Origin of the sequence: Paenibacillus sp. 2TAB23, assembly GCF_052115165.1 — a bacterium.
Classification (GTDB): domain Bacteria; phylum Bacillota; class Bacilli; order Paenibacillales; family Paenibacillaceae; genus Pristimantibacillus.
In genome coordinates, this window is the sequence record NZ_JBFRGD010000013.1 from 189,833 (window position 1) to 208,452 (window position 18,620).

Below are 18,620 nucleotides of genomic sequence, written 5' to 3' on the forward strand. Positions count from 1 at the left end.
AACGGCGTAGGGTGATAACAAGATCGGGAGGCGATGGCTTTGACCGTAACAGCAATCGTAGGGGCAAACTGGGGAGATGAAGGAAAAGGCAAAATGACGGATGCGCTAGCGGGAAATTCTTCTTTCGTCGTTAGGTATCAAGGGGGGAGCAATGCCGGGCATACCATTATAAACGGCTATGGGAAATTTGCGCTCCATATGCTGCCTTCGGGTGTGTTTTATCCCAATATAATGAATGTTATCGGGCCAGGCACTGCTTTAGATGTCGATGTGTTGCTTCGTGAGAGGGCCGAGTTGCTTGCAAGAGGCGTGCCCGAGCCGCGAATTCGAGTATCGGATCGTGCGCAAATCGTGCTTCCCGTTCATCGTTTGTTTGACGAGTTAGAGGAGGAACGGCTTGGCGAAGCTGGCTTTGGTTCAACGAAAAGAGGGATTGCGCCTTTCTTTGCGGATAAATATGCGAAGCTCGGCATACAGGTTGCGGATCTTTACGACGAGGAGCGTCTAATGCAAAGGCTTGAGCAATCGCTGGCAGCCAAAAACGTGCTCCTCGTTCAGCTCTACAATCGGGAGCCCATTCAAGCACGGGAGCTGCTCGCGCAACTTAAAGTGCAAGCGGAGAAGCTGCTGCCGTATGTTTGCGACACGAGCAGCCTGCTGCATGACGCGTACCGAAAAGGGGAATCAATTTTGTTGGAAGGCCAGCTCGGTGCTCTTCGTGATCCGGACCATGGCATTTACCCCTATTCCACTTCTTCCTCGACATTAGCGGGATATGCACCGATTGGCGCAGGGCTGCCGCCGTATGCGATAACACGAATTATTGCGGTAGTCAAAGCCTATTCCAGCTGCGTTGGGGCCGGGCCTTTCGTTAGCGAGTTGCATGGTGCTGAAGCGGATCAGCTAAGACGACTGGGGGGAGATGCAGGGGAATTCGGCGCATTGACCGGGAGGCCGCGCAGAATGGGATGGTTCGATGCTGTAGCGTCGCGCTACGGCTGCATGCTGCAAGGCGCGACGGAAGTTGCGCTTACGAACCTCGACGTGCTGGGTTATTTGGACGAAATTCCGGTATGTACCGGTTATGAGCTGGATGGCGAGATTATTGAGGATTCGTTTCCCGTTACAGCCAAGCTTAATGGAGCGAAACCAATCCTGCAGCGTCTTCCAGGCTGGCGGAGCGACATTTCGCAAATACGCCGTTTCGATGAGCTGCCTGAGGCGGCGCAGCAATATGTTCGTTTCGTGGAAGCTTCCATCGGAGTAAAGGTGGGTAGTGTATCCGTGGGTCCGAACCGCGAGCAGCTTATTATGTGCTGAGCATGGCGTAATAGAAAAAGCAGCGTCCTGACTATCAGGAAGCTGCTTTTTCTTTGCGCGGCCAAAACGTATAGCTGAAGCTGATGGCAAAATCGATGCCAAGCACCAAAAGCCATAACCGCAGCGTTTCGTGCAAGGTTTCCGTTCGAGCCTCATTATCGACCATCCAAATCATGCCGTACAGAATAACGGCGCCAATTACGAAGGCTAGCAGATGGCGGAGCCAGCCATTCCTTTCGTAGCGAGCATGCGCTTTGCCTGATTTCGGCTTGCCGACAGGCTCGGGCCCATTAGCGAATCGGTGCGCGAACCGTTCATCCGCCCAGCTAATCATGCGATGTCCGAAGGCAATCGAAACACCGATGTATACGGCCGCCAAGCTGTGGGCAAAGGTTGCTTCCGCACCGCCGCGCAAATCATAAACAGTGGCAATGACCAGAGCCAGGTCAATAAGCGGGGTACTGTACAGCAGCACCTTTCCAAGCTTCTTAAGCCGGAAAATGTACCGGCACATTAAGCCGGCAAGCACGAAAACCCAAAAGCCGATCTCGCATCCAATGATAAAGGCAGTAATCATGTTATTCATGTCTCCTTCTGTTAAAATAGTGTAGCAGGATTTCATTATTTAGCACATAAAAAAAGGGGATGAATTCGTGTATGGGCAAGTTGCTTGTAGTTGGCAGCATTAACATGGATATTGTCAGCACCGTCAGTCAGTTTCCACTCCCGGGGGAGACGATAGCCAGTGTAAGAACGGACTTCTTCCCGGGCGGCAAGGGGGCGAACCAGGCTGTCGCAGCTGCAAGAGCCGGTGCGGATTGCGGCATGCTCGGCGCAGTTGGCGACGATTCTTTTGCGGCAGCATTGCTCTCAGCACTGGAGCAGGATGACATTGCCACTGAACAAATATTACGCAAGCCGGGCAGCTCCGGTTTCGCCATTATAACCGTTAATGAAGAAGGTGAAAACCATATTGTGCTAACTGCGGGAGCTAATGGCCAGCTCACCGCGGAGGATGCGGCGGCAGGCGCCGGGAGCTGGGGCGGCGTATTCGCAGTTCTTCTGCAAAACGAGATTCCGTGGGACACGAATTTGGCCGTTATGAGCAGCGCGCACAGCAGCGGTGTCCGAGTATTCTACAACCCAGCGCCCGCGTGCTCTCTCCCTGATCATGTATTTCCTCTGTTGCATACTTTAATTATGAATGAAACTGAGGCGGCAGTCATTACGGGCTTGGCAGTCAGCGACGAGCATTCAGCAAAAGCGTCAGCCGAGTGGGCACTGGATAAAGGGGTAGAGGAAGTCATCATCACGTTAGGAGCCAAGGGCTGCTTCTATTTGAATAAAAAAGGACAAGCAGCCGCCGTGTCAGCGTTCAAGGTAAAGCCTGTCGACACGACTGCAGCAGGCGATACCTTCTTTGGCGCATATACGGCTGCCAGCGCAGACGGCTTACAAGCTGAGGATGCGTTAACCTTCGCGGCAGCAGCTGCAGCGTTAGCCGTTACGAAGCAAGGCGCGCAAGCTTCGATCCCGAATAAAGCGGAAATCGAGGCATTTCTTCTAAGCCGGAGGGAGAAATAAAAAGGCTTGCATAAACTAACGGTATTAGTTTATTATAAAACTAATAACATTAGTTTATTTGAGGGGGACATTTAGCATGAGAATGACGCGCGAGAAAACGGTGGTCCAGTTAACGTACTTACCGAAGGTTTTTCCTGTGAATTGTTATTTGGTGGAGGAAGAAACGAGTTTGACATTAATCGATGCTGCTCTTCCCGGCAACGTAAAGGCGATTATGCAGGCAGCGGAGAAGCTGGGCAAACCAATAACGCGTATCGTTCTAACCCATGCCCATGATGACCATGTCGGTGCTCTCGACGGGCTAAAGGCATTGCTCCCAAAGGCCGAGGTGTATATTTCTCGCAGAGACGCAAAGCTGCTCAAAGGGGACCGTTCGCTGGAGAGGGGAGAGCCAGCCGGGCCAATCAAGGGCGGCGTTCCCACAAAAGTGCTCACAAAGCCTGATGTATTGCTGGAGGATGGCGATCGAATAGGCTCGCTCCTTGCGGTGGCTGCACCAGGGCATACGCCAGGTTCCATGGCGTTTATGGATACGAGAAACCGGATTCTCATTGTCGGCGATGCGTTTCAAACCCGTGCTGGCGTGGCGGTATCCGGACAAATAAAGCTGATGTTCCCGTTTCCCGCATTGGCGACCTGGGATAAGCGTTCAAGCCTCGAATCAGCACGCCGATTAAAAGATATAAACCCTTCGCTGCTCGCAGCAGGACATGGTGACATGCTTGTCCAGCCGCTGGGAAGGATGGAGAAGGCAATTGCCGAGGCAGAGCGTTCATTAGCCAAATAGATCCGCAGGAGGAGATTAGTGATGTCACCAAGAAGAGGGCTCGACTTGCCGACAATTGTGGAAACGGCTGCCGCGATTGCCAACGAGCATGGCATGCAGGAGGTTACGCTTGCTTCGCTGGCGCAAAGGCTCGGAATACGTTCTCCTTCTTTATATAATCATGTGAGCGGGCTGCCGGGATTGCGGATTCAGCTTGCTATTTGGGGGCTGAAGAAGCTTACTGCCGCCATCGATGAGTCGTTGAAGGAGCAGGCTGGCGATGAAGCCATTCATGCCATTGCATCTGCTTATATCCGTTTCGCAAGAGCGGAACCGGGGTTATATGAGCTGACGCTGCGATCGCCTGATGCGGATGACGAGGAATATATGGCCGTCGCACAGAAGCTTGTTGATATGCTTGTGAATCAGCTTAGCTATTATGAGCTGGACCGAGACATGGCGATTCACATCGTAAGAGGGTTTCGCAGCTTCCTGCATGGCTTCGCTTCGATTGAGCAGAAAGGCGGCTTCGGCATGCCGCAGGCCATCGACGAAAGCTTGCGCATCGCCATTCAGACTTATTTGAATGGACTTCGCCAGCTTTAGCTGCAACAACAAGCTTAAACGGCTGAAGCCGTCCTCTGGAGGCTAAGCTTACGTTTCGCGTAGAAATATAGAGAATGGATGGCGAAATCATATACTTCCCTATATTTTGAAAATAGCCGCAGCCCTATAACATTTGGGCTGCGGCTATTGTTTTAGTAGGCTTGTTGGATGAGTGCAGCAGCACCGATCAGGCCGGCATCCTGCTGCAGGAGCGCGGGTACGATTGCCGCTTCTCTGCCCGATGGGTTAAGCGCGTTTTTGGATACGTATTCCCTTACAGCCGAGAAAAGCGGTTCGCCAACCTGAGATACGCCGCCGCCGATGACGATTTTGTTGGGGTCGAGTATGTTAATGAGTGATACGCAGCCCATACCGATCGACGTAAATACGCGTTTCACAAGCTCAGACATTTGCTGATCGCCTTGTGCTGCCAGATCGAAGGCCTCCTTGGAGGTAACCTCGCGGCCAAGCATTTCGGTCGCTTGGCGGGCAACCGCCGTTCCGGATGCAACATTTTCCCAGGGGGTACCGGCTTGATCAACGAGCATAAATCCGGCATCGCCTGCATTGCCTGTCGAGCCTGTAAGGAGCTTGCCATGCATGAAGATGCCTGCGCCGATTCCGGTGCTTATGGTTATGAATATAAAATGCTCCGAATCTTTTGCCGCTCCGATCCACTTCTCCGCAAGCGTGGCTGCGGTTGCGTCATTCTCCATTTTAATAGGAAGCGGAAAATGCTTGTTAAGCTCTTCTACGACGGGAAAGCCCCACCAGCTTTTGAGATTCGGTGGACAGGTAAGCTCGCCCTTTTGCGTGTTGAGAGGTCCGGGAGCGCCTACGCCAATGCCTTTTATACCTTCAAGCGATAATTCTTGCTGCTCCGCAAGCTGCTTTACCGCATCTGCTACTCTTCCCAGCATTTCTGATGGCGAAACGGTTAAATCCGTTTTTAATGAGCCTTTGGCGAGTACTTCGCCTTGCTCGTCTACGAATCCGAATGCTATTTTTGTACCGCCGATATCAATTCCAATTGCAATACCCACGAAATGCCCTCCTATGATTGAAGAAAATACAGTGCTTGCCTGAGAAAAAGTCTACCACACTCCAGGCGTATTAGGAAGAACGCAGGGGTGGTAGGCCCTCTTATCCATGCTTATTTTACCCTGTACAAATGCAGGGGAGTGTAGTAATATCCAATCAAATGAAAGGCTAGAGAGAGGATCCTTTGCTAAGCAAAGGGTCCTCTGAGCGTGACTAACCACTAAGCGAAGAAGGTTGCCGAAAAATGAAGTCAGAGTCCAAAGCAAGCCCGCGTTTCATGAAGTTTGGAATGCCGATGACCGAGAATGTATGGCGCAACGCCCGGATCGACCTTGGTGCCTCCTGTTTATTCAGCTTGTTCAATGTGGTCATGAATCAATTCTATATCGCGTTTGCGATTCAGCAGGGGGCAAGCCGATTTGAGATTGGTCTATTAGCGGCAGCTCCTGCAATCGGCCTGTTGTTCTCTCCCTTCTGGGCAACCTTAATCGAAAGAGCGAACAATCCGAAGCCGTTTGTCATGATCCCGAATGCGGTGGGGCGAATGCTGCTGCTACTGCCTGCAATATTTGCGTATCCATCCGTTTATGTTGTTGCGGCGTTGTTATTCCAATTGCTGATGGGCATACAATCTCCTGCTTATGCAGCGCTCATCTCCCAGATGTATCCCTCCGACCTTCGGGGGAGACTGATGGGGTACGTGCGTGTGGCAATGGGAGGGATTATGATTCCGCTTGCGCTGCTTGTAGGCAGCTGGTCGGATGCATTCGGCCCCTCGGGACCGCTTATTGCGGCTTCTGTTATTGGACTATTGTCGATTGGGCTATTCAATAAAATAAAATTGCCGATTCAAGAGCCAAAGCAAACGCCAATCGTGCTTCAGAAGACGAGCCGCTTCCCGCTGAAGGAGCAGTGGAAGCTCGTTAAGGAAAACCGAACGTTAGGCGTTTTCCTCGCGGCTACGACATTTGCCGGCTTTGGGAATATGCTCGCCAATCCGCTGTACCAGATTATTCAGGTAAAAGTACTGGAGCTCTCCAATATAGAAATCGGCTTTGCCCGCGTAGCCTACTACACAGCCTTGCTGCTCACCTTTCTCATTGCGGGCTGGATGATTGACCGTATACATATCAAATATACGCTGCTCTGCGGCATTGCTGCCTATGCGATCGTTCCGATGCTGTATGGGCTTTGGGGCACATACGCCGCGGTCATTACCGGCAATGCGATTCAGGGCATCGGCGAAGCGATCTGGGATATTGGGATTCTAGCCTTTGTATTCCGGCTTGCTCCAGGCCGAGAGGCGATGGTATTCGGGCTGCATTTGATGCTATTCGGTGTAAGGGGCAGCATAGGCCCAATCCTGAGCGGTACGCTCTCGAATAGCGTTTCGTTAACCGTGCTTCTGGTTATCGCGTCAATCTGCGGCTGGATCGGAACGCTTCTGTTCGTATCGGGCAACTGGAAAAGAAATCCGCTTCTAAGAAGAGGTTAAATGATATTCAGCTTTCATTTGGTTCTTGTTCATCTCTCGTTCATAATCGGATGCTAGAATTCGATATGGACATAAGGAATGTCAACCACATTCATAGGAGATGAACGATATGAACAAATGGAAAGTGATGCTGAGCGCTGTCGTGATTGCAGCGGCATTGGCAGGCTGCGGCGTGCAGGAGGAACAGGCAGGCACGGAGGTGCAAGCAGACGACCAGGCAGACGTGCAGCAGGATGGCGCCGGCGACGGAACGCAGCAGCGAGGCGGGAACAGGCAAGGAATGGGCCAAATGGGCGCACAGGCTGATTTGATGGGCAAAATCAAGTCGGTAGACGGACAAACCATTACCCTCTACAAGTCCGTGATGGGACAAGGGGGTCCGCCGCAGGGAGACGGAACCGAAGGCGCGCCTCCCGAAGGCGAAGGCCAGCAGCCGCCAGCGGAGGGTGAGATGCCAGCGGATGGTGAAATGCCAGCGGATGGTGAAATGCCGGCAGACGGCGAGCGTCCGGAAGGCGGCCGAATGGGCGGCATGGGAGCGATGTTCTCCGACGAGACTGTTGCGATTACGGTGACCGACACGACGAAGATTACGAGCGTCGCCTTCGAAAATGAGCAAATGGTGGAGACGGAAGTGGCGCTTGCTGACCTCAAAGCGGATGATATTTTATCCGTAATGCTGAAGGATGACACGCAGGAGGCGGAATCGATTACGATTCGTACCGGCGGGTTTGGCGGCGGAGGCGGAGGAGGAAGACAGCCGCAGCAGCAGGAGGAGCAGGCAGCGTCGGCAGGCTAGGACAGCAATTGAGCGGGATATGAAAACGGCTAATCGGGATATTTCCTGATTAGCCGTTTTTTGTTGCGTTGGAGACGGGGATCAGCTGCTGCGGTATCCAAAAATATGTCCATATCATCTATAAATGCGGCATATGTTTGCCTTTTCAATCCGCTTATGATGAAAACACGGTAGACGCTGCGTCTATCCAACATCATCATTAGGGGGATAAAAAATGAGTAAAGCTCGCAATAAGTTTTCCATGCTGCTTCTAACGGTTACGGGCGCGGCGCTAATCGCTGCAGGCTGCAGCGGCGGCAACAGCGGCGGAGAGAATGCGCCGGACGATGGCAAAAGCTCCGGTAGCGGCAAGAAAACGGAAATTTTGTTTTGGTCGCCATTCTCTGGCTCGGACGGCCCGTTCATGAAGAAGATCGTAGATAAATATAACGGCTCACAGGATCAATACAAAGTAAATTTCGTCATACAGCCTAACGGCGAATATTACAAGCAGCTGGATGTCGCGCTTAGTACGGGCAAAGAAAGTCCGGACCTGATGATTATGCACGTTGACCAAGTACCGACATACGCGAGCAAGGACCAGCTTCAACCGATCGATGACCTTGCCACGGGGGCAGGCATTAACAAAACGGACTTTGCCGAGGCGGCAACCGATTATTCGACGCTCGACGGCAAATGGTATTCCATACCGCTCGATATTCATCCGCTTGTGATGTACTACAACAAGGATTTATTCGAGAAAGCCGGCATTGCTGCGGCACCGACCAACCGTACGGAATTTGATGACGCGGTCCAGAAGCTGACCGATAAAGGCAATGGCGTTTACGGATATGCGGTTCCGACATTATGGCCGCAGCAATTCATATTCCCGACTCTTGTCTGGCAGAACGGCGGCGAGCTTTGGAACGGAACGGATGTCGCATACAACTCGCCGGAAGCGGTTGAGATGGTACAGTGGCTGCGCGGGATGGTCGACAGCGGCGTTTCTCCGGCAAACGTACAGCAGGACGGCGAAAACACGCTATTCCTGCAAGGCAAAAATGCGATTCAGTTTAACGGGCCGTGGATGAAATCCCAGTTCGAGGAGGCCGGCTTGAACTTTGGCGTAGCCCCAGTACCGCAAATCGGCAAGGTGAAGCAGGCGGTGTTCGCAGGCTCGCACGGCTTTGTCGTTCCGAAAAGCGTAACCGACGAGAAAATGACGGCAGGCATAGGCGACTTTTTGAAATACGTATCGACGAATTCAATGGATTGGGCGGAATCAGGCCAAGCGCTTGCCTCCAAGCCGATGCTTGAGAGCGACGCTTTCAAAGCTCTTGAATTCCAAAGCAGTGTGGCCTCTGCGTTCCCTTACGTTCAATTCGCACCGAATGTGTTGAATTGGGGTACAGTATCCGAGCCGATTTGGGGCGAGCTTAACAATGCGCTGTTAGGCAAAAAGGATGCTCAGAAAGCGCTGGACGATGCAGTAGCCAAATCGCAGCAGGCGCTAAAAAAATAATTTGACCTTAGCAGATACAGCGCGGAGGCTGGGAATCGCAGAGTCCGTTCCCAGCCTCTAAGGCTGTGTGCAGGAGATAGAAAATTCGCAAAGCGTTAGGGGGACTCCGGTTGAAGACGACATTAACGTCACGTTTGACTTCCTTTTTGTTCATATTGCCTTATCTGGCCGCATTCAGTATTTTTCTCTTATTCCCCATTCTGTACGGTGTCTACATCAGTCTGCATAATTTCGAGCTGTTATCCAAGGATTACGAATTTGTGGGGCTCGCTAACTATATAAACATTTTCACCCCGGGCACTTATATTAACGATATTTTCTTTAGAGGCTTATGGGTGACCGCTCAGTTCGTGTTATTTTCCGTGCCGCTGCTCATCATTGTCGGCTTGGCGCTAGCGATGCTCGTTAATGCGCTTCCTGCCCGAATTCGCGGCCTGTTCCGTACCTTCTATTTCCTGCCATATGCGCTTTCCGCTTCTGTTATGGCAGTCATTTGGCTGATGATGTTCGACACGAACGCAGGGTTTCTGAACAGCATGCTCGCCAAGCTCGGCGTAACGGGCATACCATGGCTGACGGATACGCCTTGGGCATGGATTTCTCTTATTCTAACTACCCTTTGGTGGACGATAGGCTTTAATATGATTATTTTCATCAATGCCCTTAATGAAGTACCGGAGGATTATTATGAGGCCGCTTCGATCGACGGAGCGAACGCCTGGCATACATTCACGAAAATTACGCTGCCGTCGATTCGTCCCGTTATGCTGTTTATTATGATCACGTCGACGATTGCTTCCTTTAATATCTACGCTCAGCCGTTCCTGCTAACCCGCGGCGGACCTGGTGACACGACGAAGGTTCTGCTCATTAATGTGCTCGATCAGGCTTTCCTCCGCAAGGAAGTCGGCTCAGCCTCTGCGATGGCAATCGTAATGGCGCTGATCATTATTATGATTTCAATCGTTCAGTTCAAGCTGACGAGCGGCCGGAAAGGGGAGGCTTAGATGGTGAATACGAGAAAGCTGTGGGTCACGCTGTTGGCCGTTATCATTGCGATATTTTTCCTGCTGCCGCTCGTTTGGATGATCTCGACTTCCTTTAAAAACGATTTTGAGGCGCTGTCCGGCAAAATGAATTTTTTCCCGCTTAAGCCGACGGTCGATAACTTCGTACAAGGCATCAACGGCGAGCTTATGAACGTTCCCATTATCCGCTGGATTATCAACTCCTTGTCGGTCGGCGTTATCGGTACGGTTATCGTGCTCATCATCGATTCGATGGCGGCTTTCGCGCTTGCGAGGTTAAACGATCTGCCGCTTCGCCGGATCATGTTGTCCCTGTTTATCGCATCGCTCATGATTCCTGGCGTATTGACCTTTCTTCCCATGTATATGGAGTTCAATGCGCTTAATTTGATCAATACGTATCCTGCCCTCATTCTGCCTGCCACGGCAGGGGCGTTCGGGGTGTTCCTGCTCTATCAATTTTTCTCCTCCTTCCCGAGAGAAATAGAAGAAGCGGCGCGGATTGACGGGGCGAACAAATGGCAAATTTACGCCCGCATCCTACTGCCGTCAGCGGTATCCATTATGGTGACGCTGGCCATCTTCACCTTCATGGGCATCTACAATGATTTTGTCTGGCCGCTATACGCGACGACTTCTCCAGAGATGCGAACGATTACGGCCGGTATTGCCATGATGGCAACAGGCAGCTACACGCAAAGCTACGGCAAGCTGATGGCAATGACAACGATTGCGACGCTGCCGGTCGTTATCGTATTCATCCTTGGCCAGCGTTCCTTCGTGAAGGCAATAACGCAATCAGCTGTGAAATAGAGAGGTATCCGAGATGGTTTCTTCTTAATAGAGTTAATGAACATGCTGCAAAAAAGAGACCTCACAGGTCTCTTTCTGCACATCAGCGCATATAGGCGGAGGGATAGCATGATAAGGAATAGATGGCGAATGCCATTTGCTGTTATGATTACTGCAGCTGTAAGCCTATTTATATTGGGGGTATTAATCATGAGTCAATCGCGACATGACACTACGTCAGACGGCGCTTATAATGGTCATGGCGGAACGTTCAAAAATACATTGGCTGAGATGGATACGCCGGACCCGAGCATTTTGTACAAAGACGGTTATTATTATATGACCTTTACGCATAATGGTACGGATATAATGGTCATGAAATCACGAACCCTTGATTTTCATCAAGCAGAGCGCAAGGTGGTATGGTATCCGCCAATCGACACGATGCATTCAGCCAATCTTTGGGCGCCGGAAATTCAATATATACAAGGCAAATACTATATTTATTATGCAGCCGATAACGGAGACAACGCGAATCACCGCATGTATGCTTTGGAAGCGGAAACGGAAACGGATGATCCGATGGGGCCCTATGCTTTTAAGGGACAAGTAACGGATTCGACGAATAAATGGGCTATTGACGGCCTTGCGCTGGAGCACGGAGACGAGCTTTATTTCGTCTGGTCAGGCTGGGAGGGCGATCTTAATATTCAGCAGAATACGTATATTGCGCCTATGAGCAATCCTTATACGATTAGCGGCCCCCGCGTGCTGCTGAGCGAGCCGGATTTGGAGTGGGAGAAAGCGGGAGGCCCTCCGTTTATTAATGAAGGGCAAGCGATTCTGAAAAAAAACGATCGGCTGTTTATTGCCTATTCCGGAGCAGGGAGCTGGACGCCTTTCTACAGCATAGGCCTGCTGGCCCTTGAGCCCGGCGGAGATCCGTTAAATGCCGCCAGCTGGCGGAAGACGAAGGAGCCGCTCATGCAAATGGATGGCGAAGCAGGTGTCTACGGCCCGGGGCATAATACATTTGCCCAATCGCAGGACGGGACGGAGGATTGGATCATTTATCATGCGACCTCTGGGCAGTCCGATGGTTGGAACAACCGCAAGGCTCGGGCGCAGCGTATCGAATGGGGAACGGACGGCCTTCCTTCATTCGGTGCTCCGCTAGCGCTTCAGACCGCAATTGAGGTGCCCTCAGGCAACGGTGTCATTCAAGCAAAGCATGCGCGCATTGAAGGAACAGACAAACTTATTTTTGATGGGATTCACTCTGCCACTTCGGCAATCATGCCAATGCTCATTCATTATACGAATGAAAGCGAGCAGGATTTGCGCATTCAGATTGGCGCTGCTGGAGAGGCAGGCTCAGAGCTGACCCTGCCGCCTACACAGCCGAACGAAACCGGCTATGTCTATACGGAGCTGATGCTGACAGAAGGACTGAATCATGTAGATATGAGCGGAGGAGGAGCGGTTAGCGCCGTGTCAGCGATCGAGATATCGCGTTTCGAAGCGGAATACGCACAGCTATCGCCAGAGAGCGAAATAGCGGAAAGCTCGCTGAGCTCGAGCGGACGTTCTGTACTCGTTATGCCTGAAGTGAAGGAAGCGGTAAGATTCGAGAATATAAGGGTACCCGTGAAAGGATCCTATACAATACGCCTGAGGTTAAAAAACAAAACAGAAAACGAGCAGCAGATTGAGCTGTCTGTTAATGGAGAACGTGGCGAGAGACTGATGGTCCAAGCAGCCGGGCGTGATGAATTCATCGAGGTAGAAGCAGCCGTTAGGCTAGGCGCTTCACCAAACTCGCTTGTCCTTGGGAAAGCGACGGATCGTCTGGAAATCGATGTACTGGATCTTGTCCGCCATAATCAATAAATGAGGGAAAAGCTTAACGACAATGGAGGCTAAGCCATGTTTATTCACAGAAGAGGAACGTCATGTCTGATTTATATGATTATGGCTCTCCTTCTCGCGGCTTTGACCGGCTGCGCCTCCAAGGATGATGAGGATCATTCGCAAGGCGAAGCACGGACATCCGCAGTGAAACTTGAATTCTGGACACCGTTTAGCGGCGGCGACAATCAATTCATGACGGAGATGGTCAATCAGTTCAATAAGGAAAACCCGTCGATTGAGGTTGTTCAGATGAACACACGGCTGGATGATTATTATTCGAGGCTGAGGACGGCCATTATGTCTGGGAGCGCGCCGGATTTGGCTATTTTGCATCAGACGAGCTTGCCTCAATTCGTTCAGAACGGCTATATCGAGAAGCTGACGGAGCCTGCTCTCCAGGCTGGGCTGGAGTGGAAAGGTTTCAATGCCAATATTCTCGAATCGATCGTATATGACGGCAACCCGTACGCGGTGCCGCTGGATACGCATGCGCTCGTCATGTATTACAACAAGAGCTACCTGCGGCAAGCCGGCCTGCTTGATGGAAACGATATGCCGATTATGAGCAGCGGCGCGGATGCCTTTCATGCCTTCTTGAAGCAGTTGAAAGCGAGTATCCCTCCGGATGCGGCCCCTCTAGCCCAGCCAAGCACGCGGATCGATTCCGTCTGGCTGTGGTGGTCGCTTTATAATCAGCTTGAGGGCGGAGGCGCGTTCTATAATGAAGAGCTTACCGAAGCCGTGTTCAACAATCCTAAAGCGCTGAAAGCGTTAGATTATACGAACCAGCTGTATAAGCAAGAGCTTATCCCTCCTAATATTAACGATTCATTCAAGCTGTTCTATGATGGCAAGGCAGCGGTGCTTATTACGGGAATGTGGGGAACAGGTGCGTTCGAGAAAGCGCCGGGACTGGATTTCGGCGTTATTCCGATGCCGGTATTGTACGATCATGCCGCGGTATGGGGGGATTCACATACGATTGCGATTCCTACGAAGCATGGCATGACCGATGAGAAGAAGAAAGCGGCATTGATTTTTGCCAAATGGTGCGTGGAGCATGGGGCGATGTGGGCGGAAGCCGGGCATGTGCCAAGCATGACAAAGGTTGTGGCGAGTGAGCCGTTCAACAGCTTGAAGTACCGCAGCGCTTATGCGGCAACGGCCAATTATGTTGCGTATTGGCCGCGCCATGTCAGGCAGTGGTCTATTGTTGAAATACTCATTCAAGAATTCGAAAAAATGAATTATTCGCAGCAAACGCCAGAGCAAACGCTGGAGAATGCCGCAAAGAGGGTTAACATCGAGCTGAAGAAATAAGGGGACAGCCATGAAGCGGATCAGCAGCATGATCGGATGGTTCAAAAACCAGGAGCTTGCAAGAAAGCTTATTCTTATCAACTTTATACTTGTCATGCTTCCGCTAAGCATTATGGGCTATTTCGCTTTTAGCAGATTCGCGGCTACGCTGGAGCAGAAGGTCGGCGATTATCAGCAGCAGACGATGAAGCAGCTTACCTTGAACCTCGATACGTACATGGCGGAGCTGGATCGCTTGACGCTGATGCCCTATCAATATGAGCCGATCATTGCATTCCTGGAGAGCAAGCGCGACCATGGGCAGGCTTTGACGCTCGAGGAGATTAAGCAGCTCAACGGGTTCGTTTCGCAGGTTTTTCTGAACGGCCGAATTGATATAGTTGGCGTTTCTTTGTTTGGCGAGAGCGGCGCTTCCTATGTTGTGCTGCCCGAGAGTCAATATGTAACCACCTACAAGCTTGACGAGAATGCGCAATGGCTCAAAAACGAGCAAATGAGCATCGGCCAATCCACCTTTATTGGAACCCACAATATTCAGTCGACAGGCGGAACGATTTTCCCCGTGTTCTCCATTGCCAGGGAGCTGCGGAGCTTCGATACTGGGAAGAAACTCGGATATATCGTAATTGATGTCGCACCATCCGTTATTCACCAGATCCTGTCACAGGTAACCCTCGGAAATCGGGATGCCATATATATTACCGATCAAAACGGAGGCGTAGTCGCAGGCAAGGAGCATGCACAGCCCATAGCTGCAATATCGTCGCTCCTGCAGGAGGGCGAGCGCGAAGGGGTAACCCATGCAGCTGTGAACGGAGAGCGACAGCTTGTTTCCTATGTGACATCGTCCGTTACTGAATGGAAAACGATTGGCATCGTTCCGGTTGCGGAGCTGATGAAGGACAGTTTCCTTATACGCAATTCCATCATGCTGCTCGGTATTATCTGCGTAGGCCTTGCTATGCTTATGTCCGTCTTTCTGGCTTTCCAGATTACAAAGCCGCTGCGCGGATTAATTAAGCTGATGCGCAAGGTGGAGCATGGCGATTTGCTCGTATCATTCCCGGTCAAGCAGTGGGATGAGGTGGGACATCTGGGCAAAGCGTTCAATACGATGGTGTCGAAGCTAAGCGAGCTTGGCTATTTGCTGTATGAAACGGAAATTCGCGAGAAGGACGCTCAGATTGCGGCCCTTCAAAGTAAGATCAACCCGCATTTTCTATACAATACGCTGGGCTCGATCAGTATGTATGCAGAGGTCGAAGGCAATCAAGAGGTCGTCAAAATGACGAACAATTTAAGCCGGCTGCTGCGCTACAGTTTGAATGGTCAGAAGGAACGCGTGAGCCTCAAAGATGAGCTGGATCATGTCAGGGGTTATATGACGATTCAAAAAATGCGCTATGAGGAACGAATTGATTTTCAGCTAGAAAGTGTTGAAGCCGCGTTAACCTGTAAGGTAATTCCGCTAATCATTCAGCCAATCGTTGAGAATGCGATTAACCATGGGATTGACCAGGGGATCGGCAATGGGAAAATTTCATTATCCTGCCGAATCGATGAAAGCCTGCTGCGAATCGTCATTGAGGATGACGGCATTGGCATGACCGAGGAAAAGCTAAGCGCGATTAGGCGCAGATTGCAGTATTCAAAGGATCTTGGCGGAAGCAGCGGCAATGGGCTGTTGAACGTGCATCGAAGAATAGTTCTCCATTACGGCGAGTTATATGGCTTAAGTCTAGAGAGCATGCCTTACCAAGGCATGAAGGTTATATTGACGCTGCCCGCTGTTCATGAAGAGCTGTTTAAAGGGAGGGAGGATATCCATGTCTAGAATCGTCATTGTCGATGATGAATCTATTTTTCGAAAAGGACTGCGGAAAATGATTGCCGAGCTAGATCCGCAATGGGAGGTTGTCGGTGAAGCACGGGATGGCTATGAGGCGCTGCAATTGGTAGAAGAGCAGCTGCCTGATGCGGTGCTAACGGATATACGCATGCCCCGAATGAATGGGATACAGCTGCAGCAGCTGCTGCGCGAGAGATTCAGAGACATGTTATGCGTTGTCATAAGCGGCTTTGATGATTTTATATATATCCAGCAATCGATGAGGCAAGGTGCAATGGACTACTTGATGAAGCCGATCGAACGGGAGGAGCTGGGTAAGGTGCTTAGCCAGCTGCGGGAGAAGGTACAGGTGGGGCAGCGTCTGCAAGCAGATCCGGCTAACGCCGTCAAATCACATCGCGAGGAGCACCGGATCAAGCAGCATGTCAGCGAGCATTTGATCACGGCTCTGCTCAGAGGAAGCGTGAATGATGCGGACTTGGAGCTGCTTCAATCGATTGGTATCGTGTTTCAGCATCCCTACTTTGCTTGCATGGTCATTAAGCTGGACAAAAGCTCGATCGGCAGCGAACGATACAACCGTGCCGACCCATCGTTATTCCAGTTGTATATCCAGCAGCTCGTGCAAGAGGTACTAAGCAGGCGAGTGAACGGCTACTGCTTCGTCATGTCAGAGACTGAAGTGGCAGCACTGATCAATATTCCCGACCGCGGGCAGGCGATGGTAGACATCAGGGAAATAGGCGAGAGCATTCGCAGGCAAATGACCTCATTGTCGAACATTACGGTGACAATCGGCATTGGCCAAGCTGTTGAAGGCTTTAAAGCGATTGCAGAGTCTTATAACGAAGCCGAGATTGCGCTGCTCCATCGTCTTATTATTGGCGGGGATAAGGTAATCGCATACGGCGAGATTACCCGGGACGATCGTCTTTACAGCGAATTAAGTTCATCGTCATGGGAGCTGCTGGAGCAAGCCGTCCATAATGGGAAGCGGGAACTGGTGGCGGAAGCCGTTCAAACGTTTGTAAGCGAGCTGTGCAGCAAGGCCTATTCACCGGAAGTGGTTCACCAGCAGCTTTGCAAGCTTTTGCTTCATTATTACGAAACGGCGGGGAAGCTGGGAATAACAAAGGAATGGCTGGGCAGCAAAGATATGAAAGCCGTGCTGTTTCACATTTGCTCCATTTCCTCACGCGAGGAGCTTATGGAGGCGTGCTCGCTCCTGCTCGTTCGGTTAGCGGCTTGTATCGCGGAGAACGTCGCGAAGCCCGAGCGTGACCCGATTGAAAAGTCGATTCGATATATTGAGCAGAACTATGCGAACGCATTGACGCTCAAAGAAGTGGCCGATGCCGTATATTTGAATGCGGCGTATTTCAGTACCCTGTTCAAGCAGCGCATGGGCAAATCGTTTATCGAGCGGTTAACGGAAGTACGGATACAAGAAGCGAAGCGGAGGATGGCTCAAACCGATCAAAAAATAGCGGCTATCGCAGAGCATACCGGCTTCGCCAATATCCGCCACTTTAACCGCGTGTTTAAGAATGAAACCGGGATGTCGCCCAAGCATTACCGTGATCAGCTTCAAGCCGAAGCTAATTCGAAAATTAAATAAGGATCAATATGCGACGTATACCTGAATATCTTGGTCATAGTTGCCGAACTGCTTGCCGAACATGCTTAATCCTCCGCTATGGGTAGCGGTTTCAGGCGCGCAGATGCGGAAGCGGATATCCTCGTTAAGTCCAACCGCCAGGTCTTCTACGCTCTTGGCAGACATGCGAATGCCATCGATATAGGAGCCTTCGGCATCGATGGTTATCTGCTTGAGCAAGCCGTGCTGTGTGCCAAGATCCCACCAAGCGGGCGTATATACGCCTTTGACAGCGCCGAAGTCGCCGGGGCAGGTCCAGGTTCCGAGACACACGTCATTCAAATAGAAGGAAAGATCCGACGGCCAATTCTCGTTGTAATGGGGAGCCTCAGAGCAGATTTCCAGCGAGATGGAGATGCTTCGAATCCGCTGTTTCCCGACTAAATAATTAGGGATTCGGTATTCGATATAGCCGCTGCCGAACCACAGATGGCAAGCCTTTACATGCTCGGGATCCGAAAAGTAGCGTGGATCGTCGACCATGCCGATGATTTTGGTATCCGAAGAAAGGCCGCAGGTTGGCTTTACCTCGTAGGAGGAATACTGGCCGATGGGAATAGATACCGCATAGCGGTTCTGATCGGCTTGTTCTTTTACCCGAAATTGCAGCGTTGCCGAATCAAGCGTCAGGTGGCATATTTTTTGGCGGCCGCGCGTGCTTGGCACGCTCTCCGTCGTTATAATAGAAGCTTCCTCTAGCTTCTGGATATGTTTGGTTACGATGGCGGACGAAATGCCGAGCGCTTCTGCCAGATCCTTAATATTCATCGGCCTGATGTTCAGTAATTCGATGATCTTTATTCGTGTATCTGAAGAAAAGCATTCAAGAAATTTTAGATTGCTGCTATTAACCTCGATGTTCATAACTCGCTCCTCGTTTTGGGCACTTTCCATCATTATATAACCCTGATGTTAATCATACAACTTTAATGTGTATGATTTTAAAAATGA

At 51.1% G+C, this 18,620-nt stretch carries 16 protein-coding genes; 13 read left to right on the forward strand and 3 right to left on the reverse strand.

Going from position 1 to position 18,620, the window contains the following annotated elements:
- The first annotated feature begins 39 nt into the window (after nt 1–39).
- A complete protein-coding gene (locus AB4Z29_RS19405) occupies nt 40–1,320 on the forward strand; it encodes an adenylosuccinate synthase (RefSeq protein WP_441944654.1) in 1,281 nt (426 codons plus the stop codon).
- A 34-nt stretch (nt 1,321–1,354) separates the two neighbouring features.
- Here AB4Z29_RS19405 and AB4Z29_RS19410 read toward each other — a convergent pair whose 3' ends face one another.
- On the reverse strand, nt 1,355–1,897 hold the full coding sequence (locus AB4Z29_RS19410) for a hypothetical protein (protein WP_441944655.1): 543 nt from the start codon (nt 1,895–1,897) through the stop codon (nt 1,355–1,357).
- 80 nt (nt 1,898–1,977) lie between these two features.
- Here AB4Z29_RS19410 and rbsK point away from each other — a divergent pair, with 80 nt between their 5' ends.
- From rbsK to AB4Z29_RS19425, 3 genes are all read left to right on the forward strand, one after another.
- On the forward strand, nt 1,978–2,904 hold the full coding sequence (rbsK, locus tag AB4Z29_RS19415) for a ribokinase (protein WP_441944656.1): 927 nt from the start codon (nt 1,978–1,980) through the stop codon (nt 2,902–2,904).
- 76 nt (nt 2,905–2,980) lie between these two features.
- Nucleotides 2,981–3,691, forward strand: coding sequence for an MBL fold metallo-hydrolase (locus AB4Z29_RS19420; RefSeq protein ID WP_441944657.1), 711 nt, complete (start codon nt 2,981–2,983; stop codon nt 3,689–3,691).
- Nucleotides 3,692–3,712: 21 nt separating this feature from the next.
- A complete protein-coding gene (locus AB4Z29_RS19425; RefSeq protein ID WP_441944658.1) occupies nt 3,713–4,276 on the forward strand; it encodes a WHG domain-containing protein in 564 nt (187 codons plus the stop codon).
- 152 nt (nt 4,277–4,428) lie between these two features.
- Here AB4Z29_RS19425 and AB4Z29_RS19430 read toward each other — a convergent pair whose 3' ends face one another.
- Entirely contained in the window at nt 4,429–5,319 is an 891-nt protein-coding gene (locus AB4Z29_RS19430) for an ROK family protein (RefSeq protein WP_441944659.1), read from the reverse strand.
- A 242-nt stretch (nt 5,320–5,561) separates the two neighbouring features.
- Here AB4Z29_RS19430 and AB4Z29_RS19435 point away from each other — a divergent pair, with 242 nt between their 5' ends.
- The 9 genes from AB4Z29_RS19435 to AB4Z29_RS19475 all read left to right on the forward strand — a co-directional run bounded on the left by AB4Z29_RS19435 (nt 5,562) and on the right by AB4Z29_RS19475 (nt 17,630).
- Nucleotides 5,562–6,812 (forward strand): MFS transporter, encoded by a 1,251-nt coding sequence (locus AB4Z29_RS19435; protein WP_441944660.1) that lies wholly within the window; start codon nt 5,562–5,564, stop codon nt 6,810–6,812.
- 109 nt (nt 6,813–6,921) lie between these two features.
- A complete protein-coding gene (locus tag AB4Z29_RS19440; RefSeq protein WP_441944661.1) occupies nt 6,922–7,611 on the forward strand; it encodes a hypothetical protein in 690 nt (229 codons plus the stop codon).
- 214 nt (nt 7,612–7,825) lie between these two features.
- Nucleotides 7,826–9,112: an ABC transporter substrate-binding protein gene (locus AB4Z29_RS19445; protein WP_441944662.1), complete on the forward strand. Its 1,287-nt coding sequence runs from the start codon at nt 7,826–7,828 to the stop codon at nt 9,110–9,112.
- 110 nt (nt 9,113–9,222) lie between these two features.
- Nucleotides 9,223–10,119 (forward strand): carbohydrate ABC transporter permease, encoded by an 897-nt coding sequence (locus AB4Z29_RS19450; protein ID WP_441944663.1) that lies wholly within the window; start codon nt 9,223–9,225, stop codon nt 10,117–10,119.
- The gene (locus AB4Z29_RS19455; RefSeq protein WP_441944664.1) at nt 10,120–10,953 is read left to right on the forward strand and encodes a carbohydrate ABC transporter permease; all 834 of its coding nucleotides are present in this window, start codon (nt 10,120–10,122) and stop codon (nt 10,951–10,953) included.
- A 189-nt stretch (nt 10,954–11,142) separates the two neighbouring features.
- Nucleotides 11,143–12,822 carry a glycoside hydrolase family 43 protein gene (locus AB4Z29_RS19460; RefSeq protein WP_441944665.1) on the forward strand — a complete coding sequence of 560 codons (1,680 nt, stop codon included), beginning with the start codon at nt 11,143–11,145 and terminating at the stop codon, nt 12,820–12,822.
- A gap of 36 nt (nt 12,823–12,858) precedes the next feature.
- Entirely contained in the window at nt 12,859–14,163 is a 1,305-nt protein-coding gene (locus AB4Z29_RS19465) for an ABC transporter substrate-binding protein (protein ID WP_441944666.1), read from the forward strand.
- A 10-nt stretch (nt 14,164–14,173) separates the two neighbouring features.
- Complete coding sequence (locus tag AB4Z29_RS19470; RefSeq protein ID WP_441944667.1) at nt 14,174–15,997, forward strand: cache domain-containing sensor histidine kinase; 1,824 nt, start codon at nt 14,174–14,176, stop codon at nt 15,995–15,997.
- Nucleotides 15,990–17,630 (forward strand): response regulator, encoded by a 1,641-nt coding sequence (locus tag AB4Z29_RS19475; protein ID WP_441944668.1) that lies wholly within the window; start codon nt 15,990–15,992, stop codon nt 17,628–17,630. The genes AB4Z29_RS19470 and AB4Z29_RS19475 overlap by 8 nt, the downstream gene beginning before the upstream one ends.
- A gap of 3 nt (nt 17,631–17,633) precedes the next feature.
- Here AB4Z29_RS19475 and AB4Z29_RS19480 read toward each other — a convergent pair whose 3' ends face one another.
- Entirely contained in the window at nt 17,634–18,533 is a 900-nt protein-coding gene (locus AB4Z29_RS19480) for an ArsR/SmtB family transcription factor (RefSeq protein ID WP_441944669.1), read from the reverse strand.
- Nucleotides 18,534–18,620 lie beyond the last annotated feature (87 nt).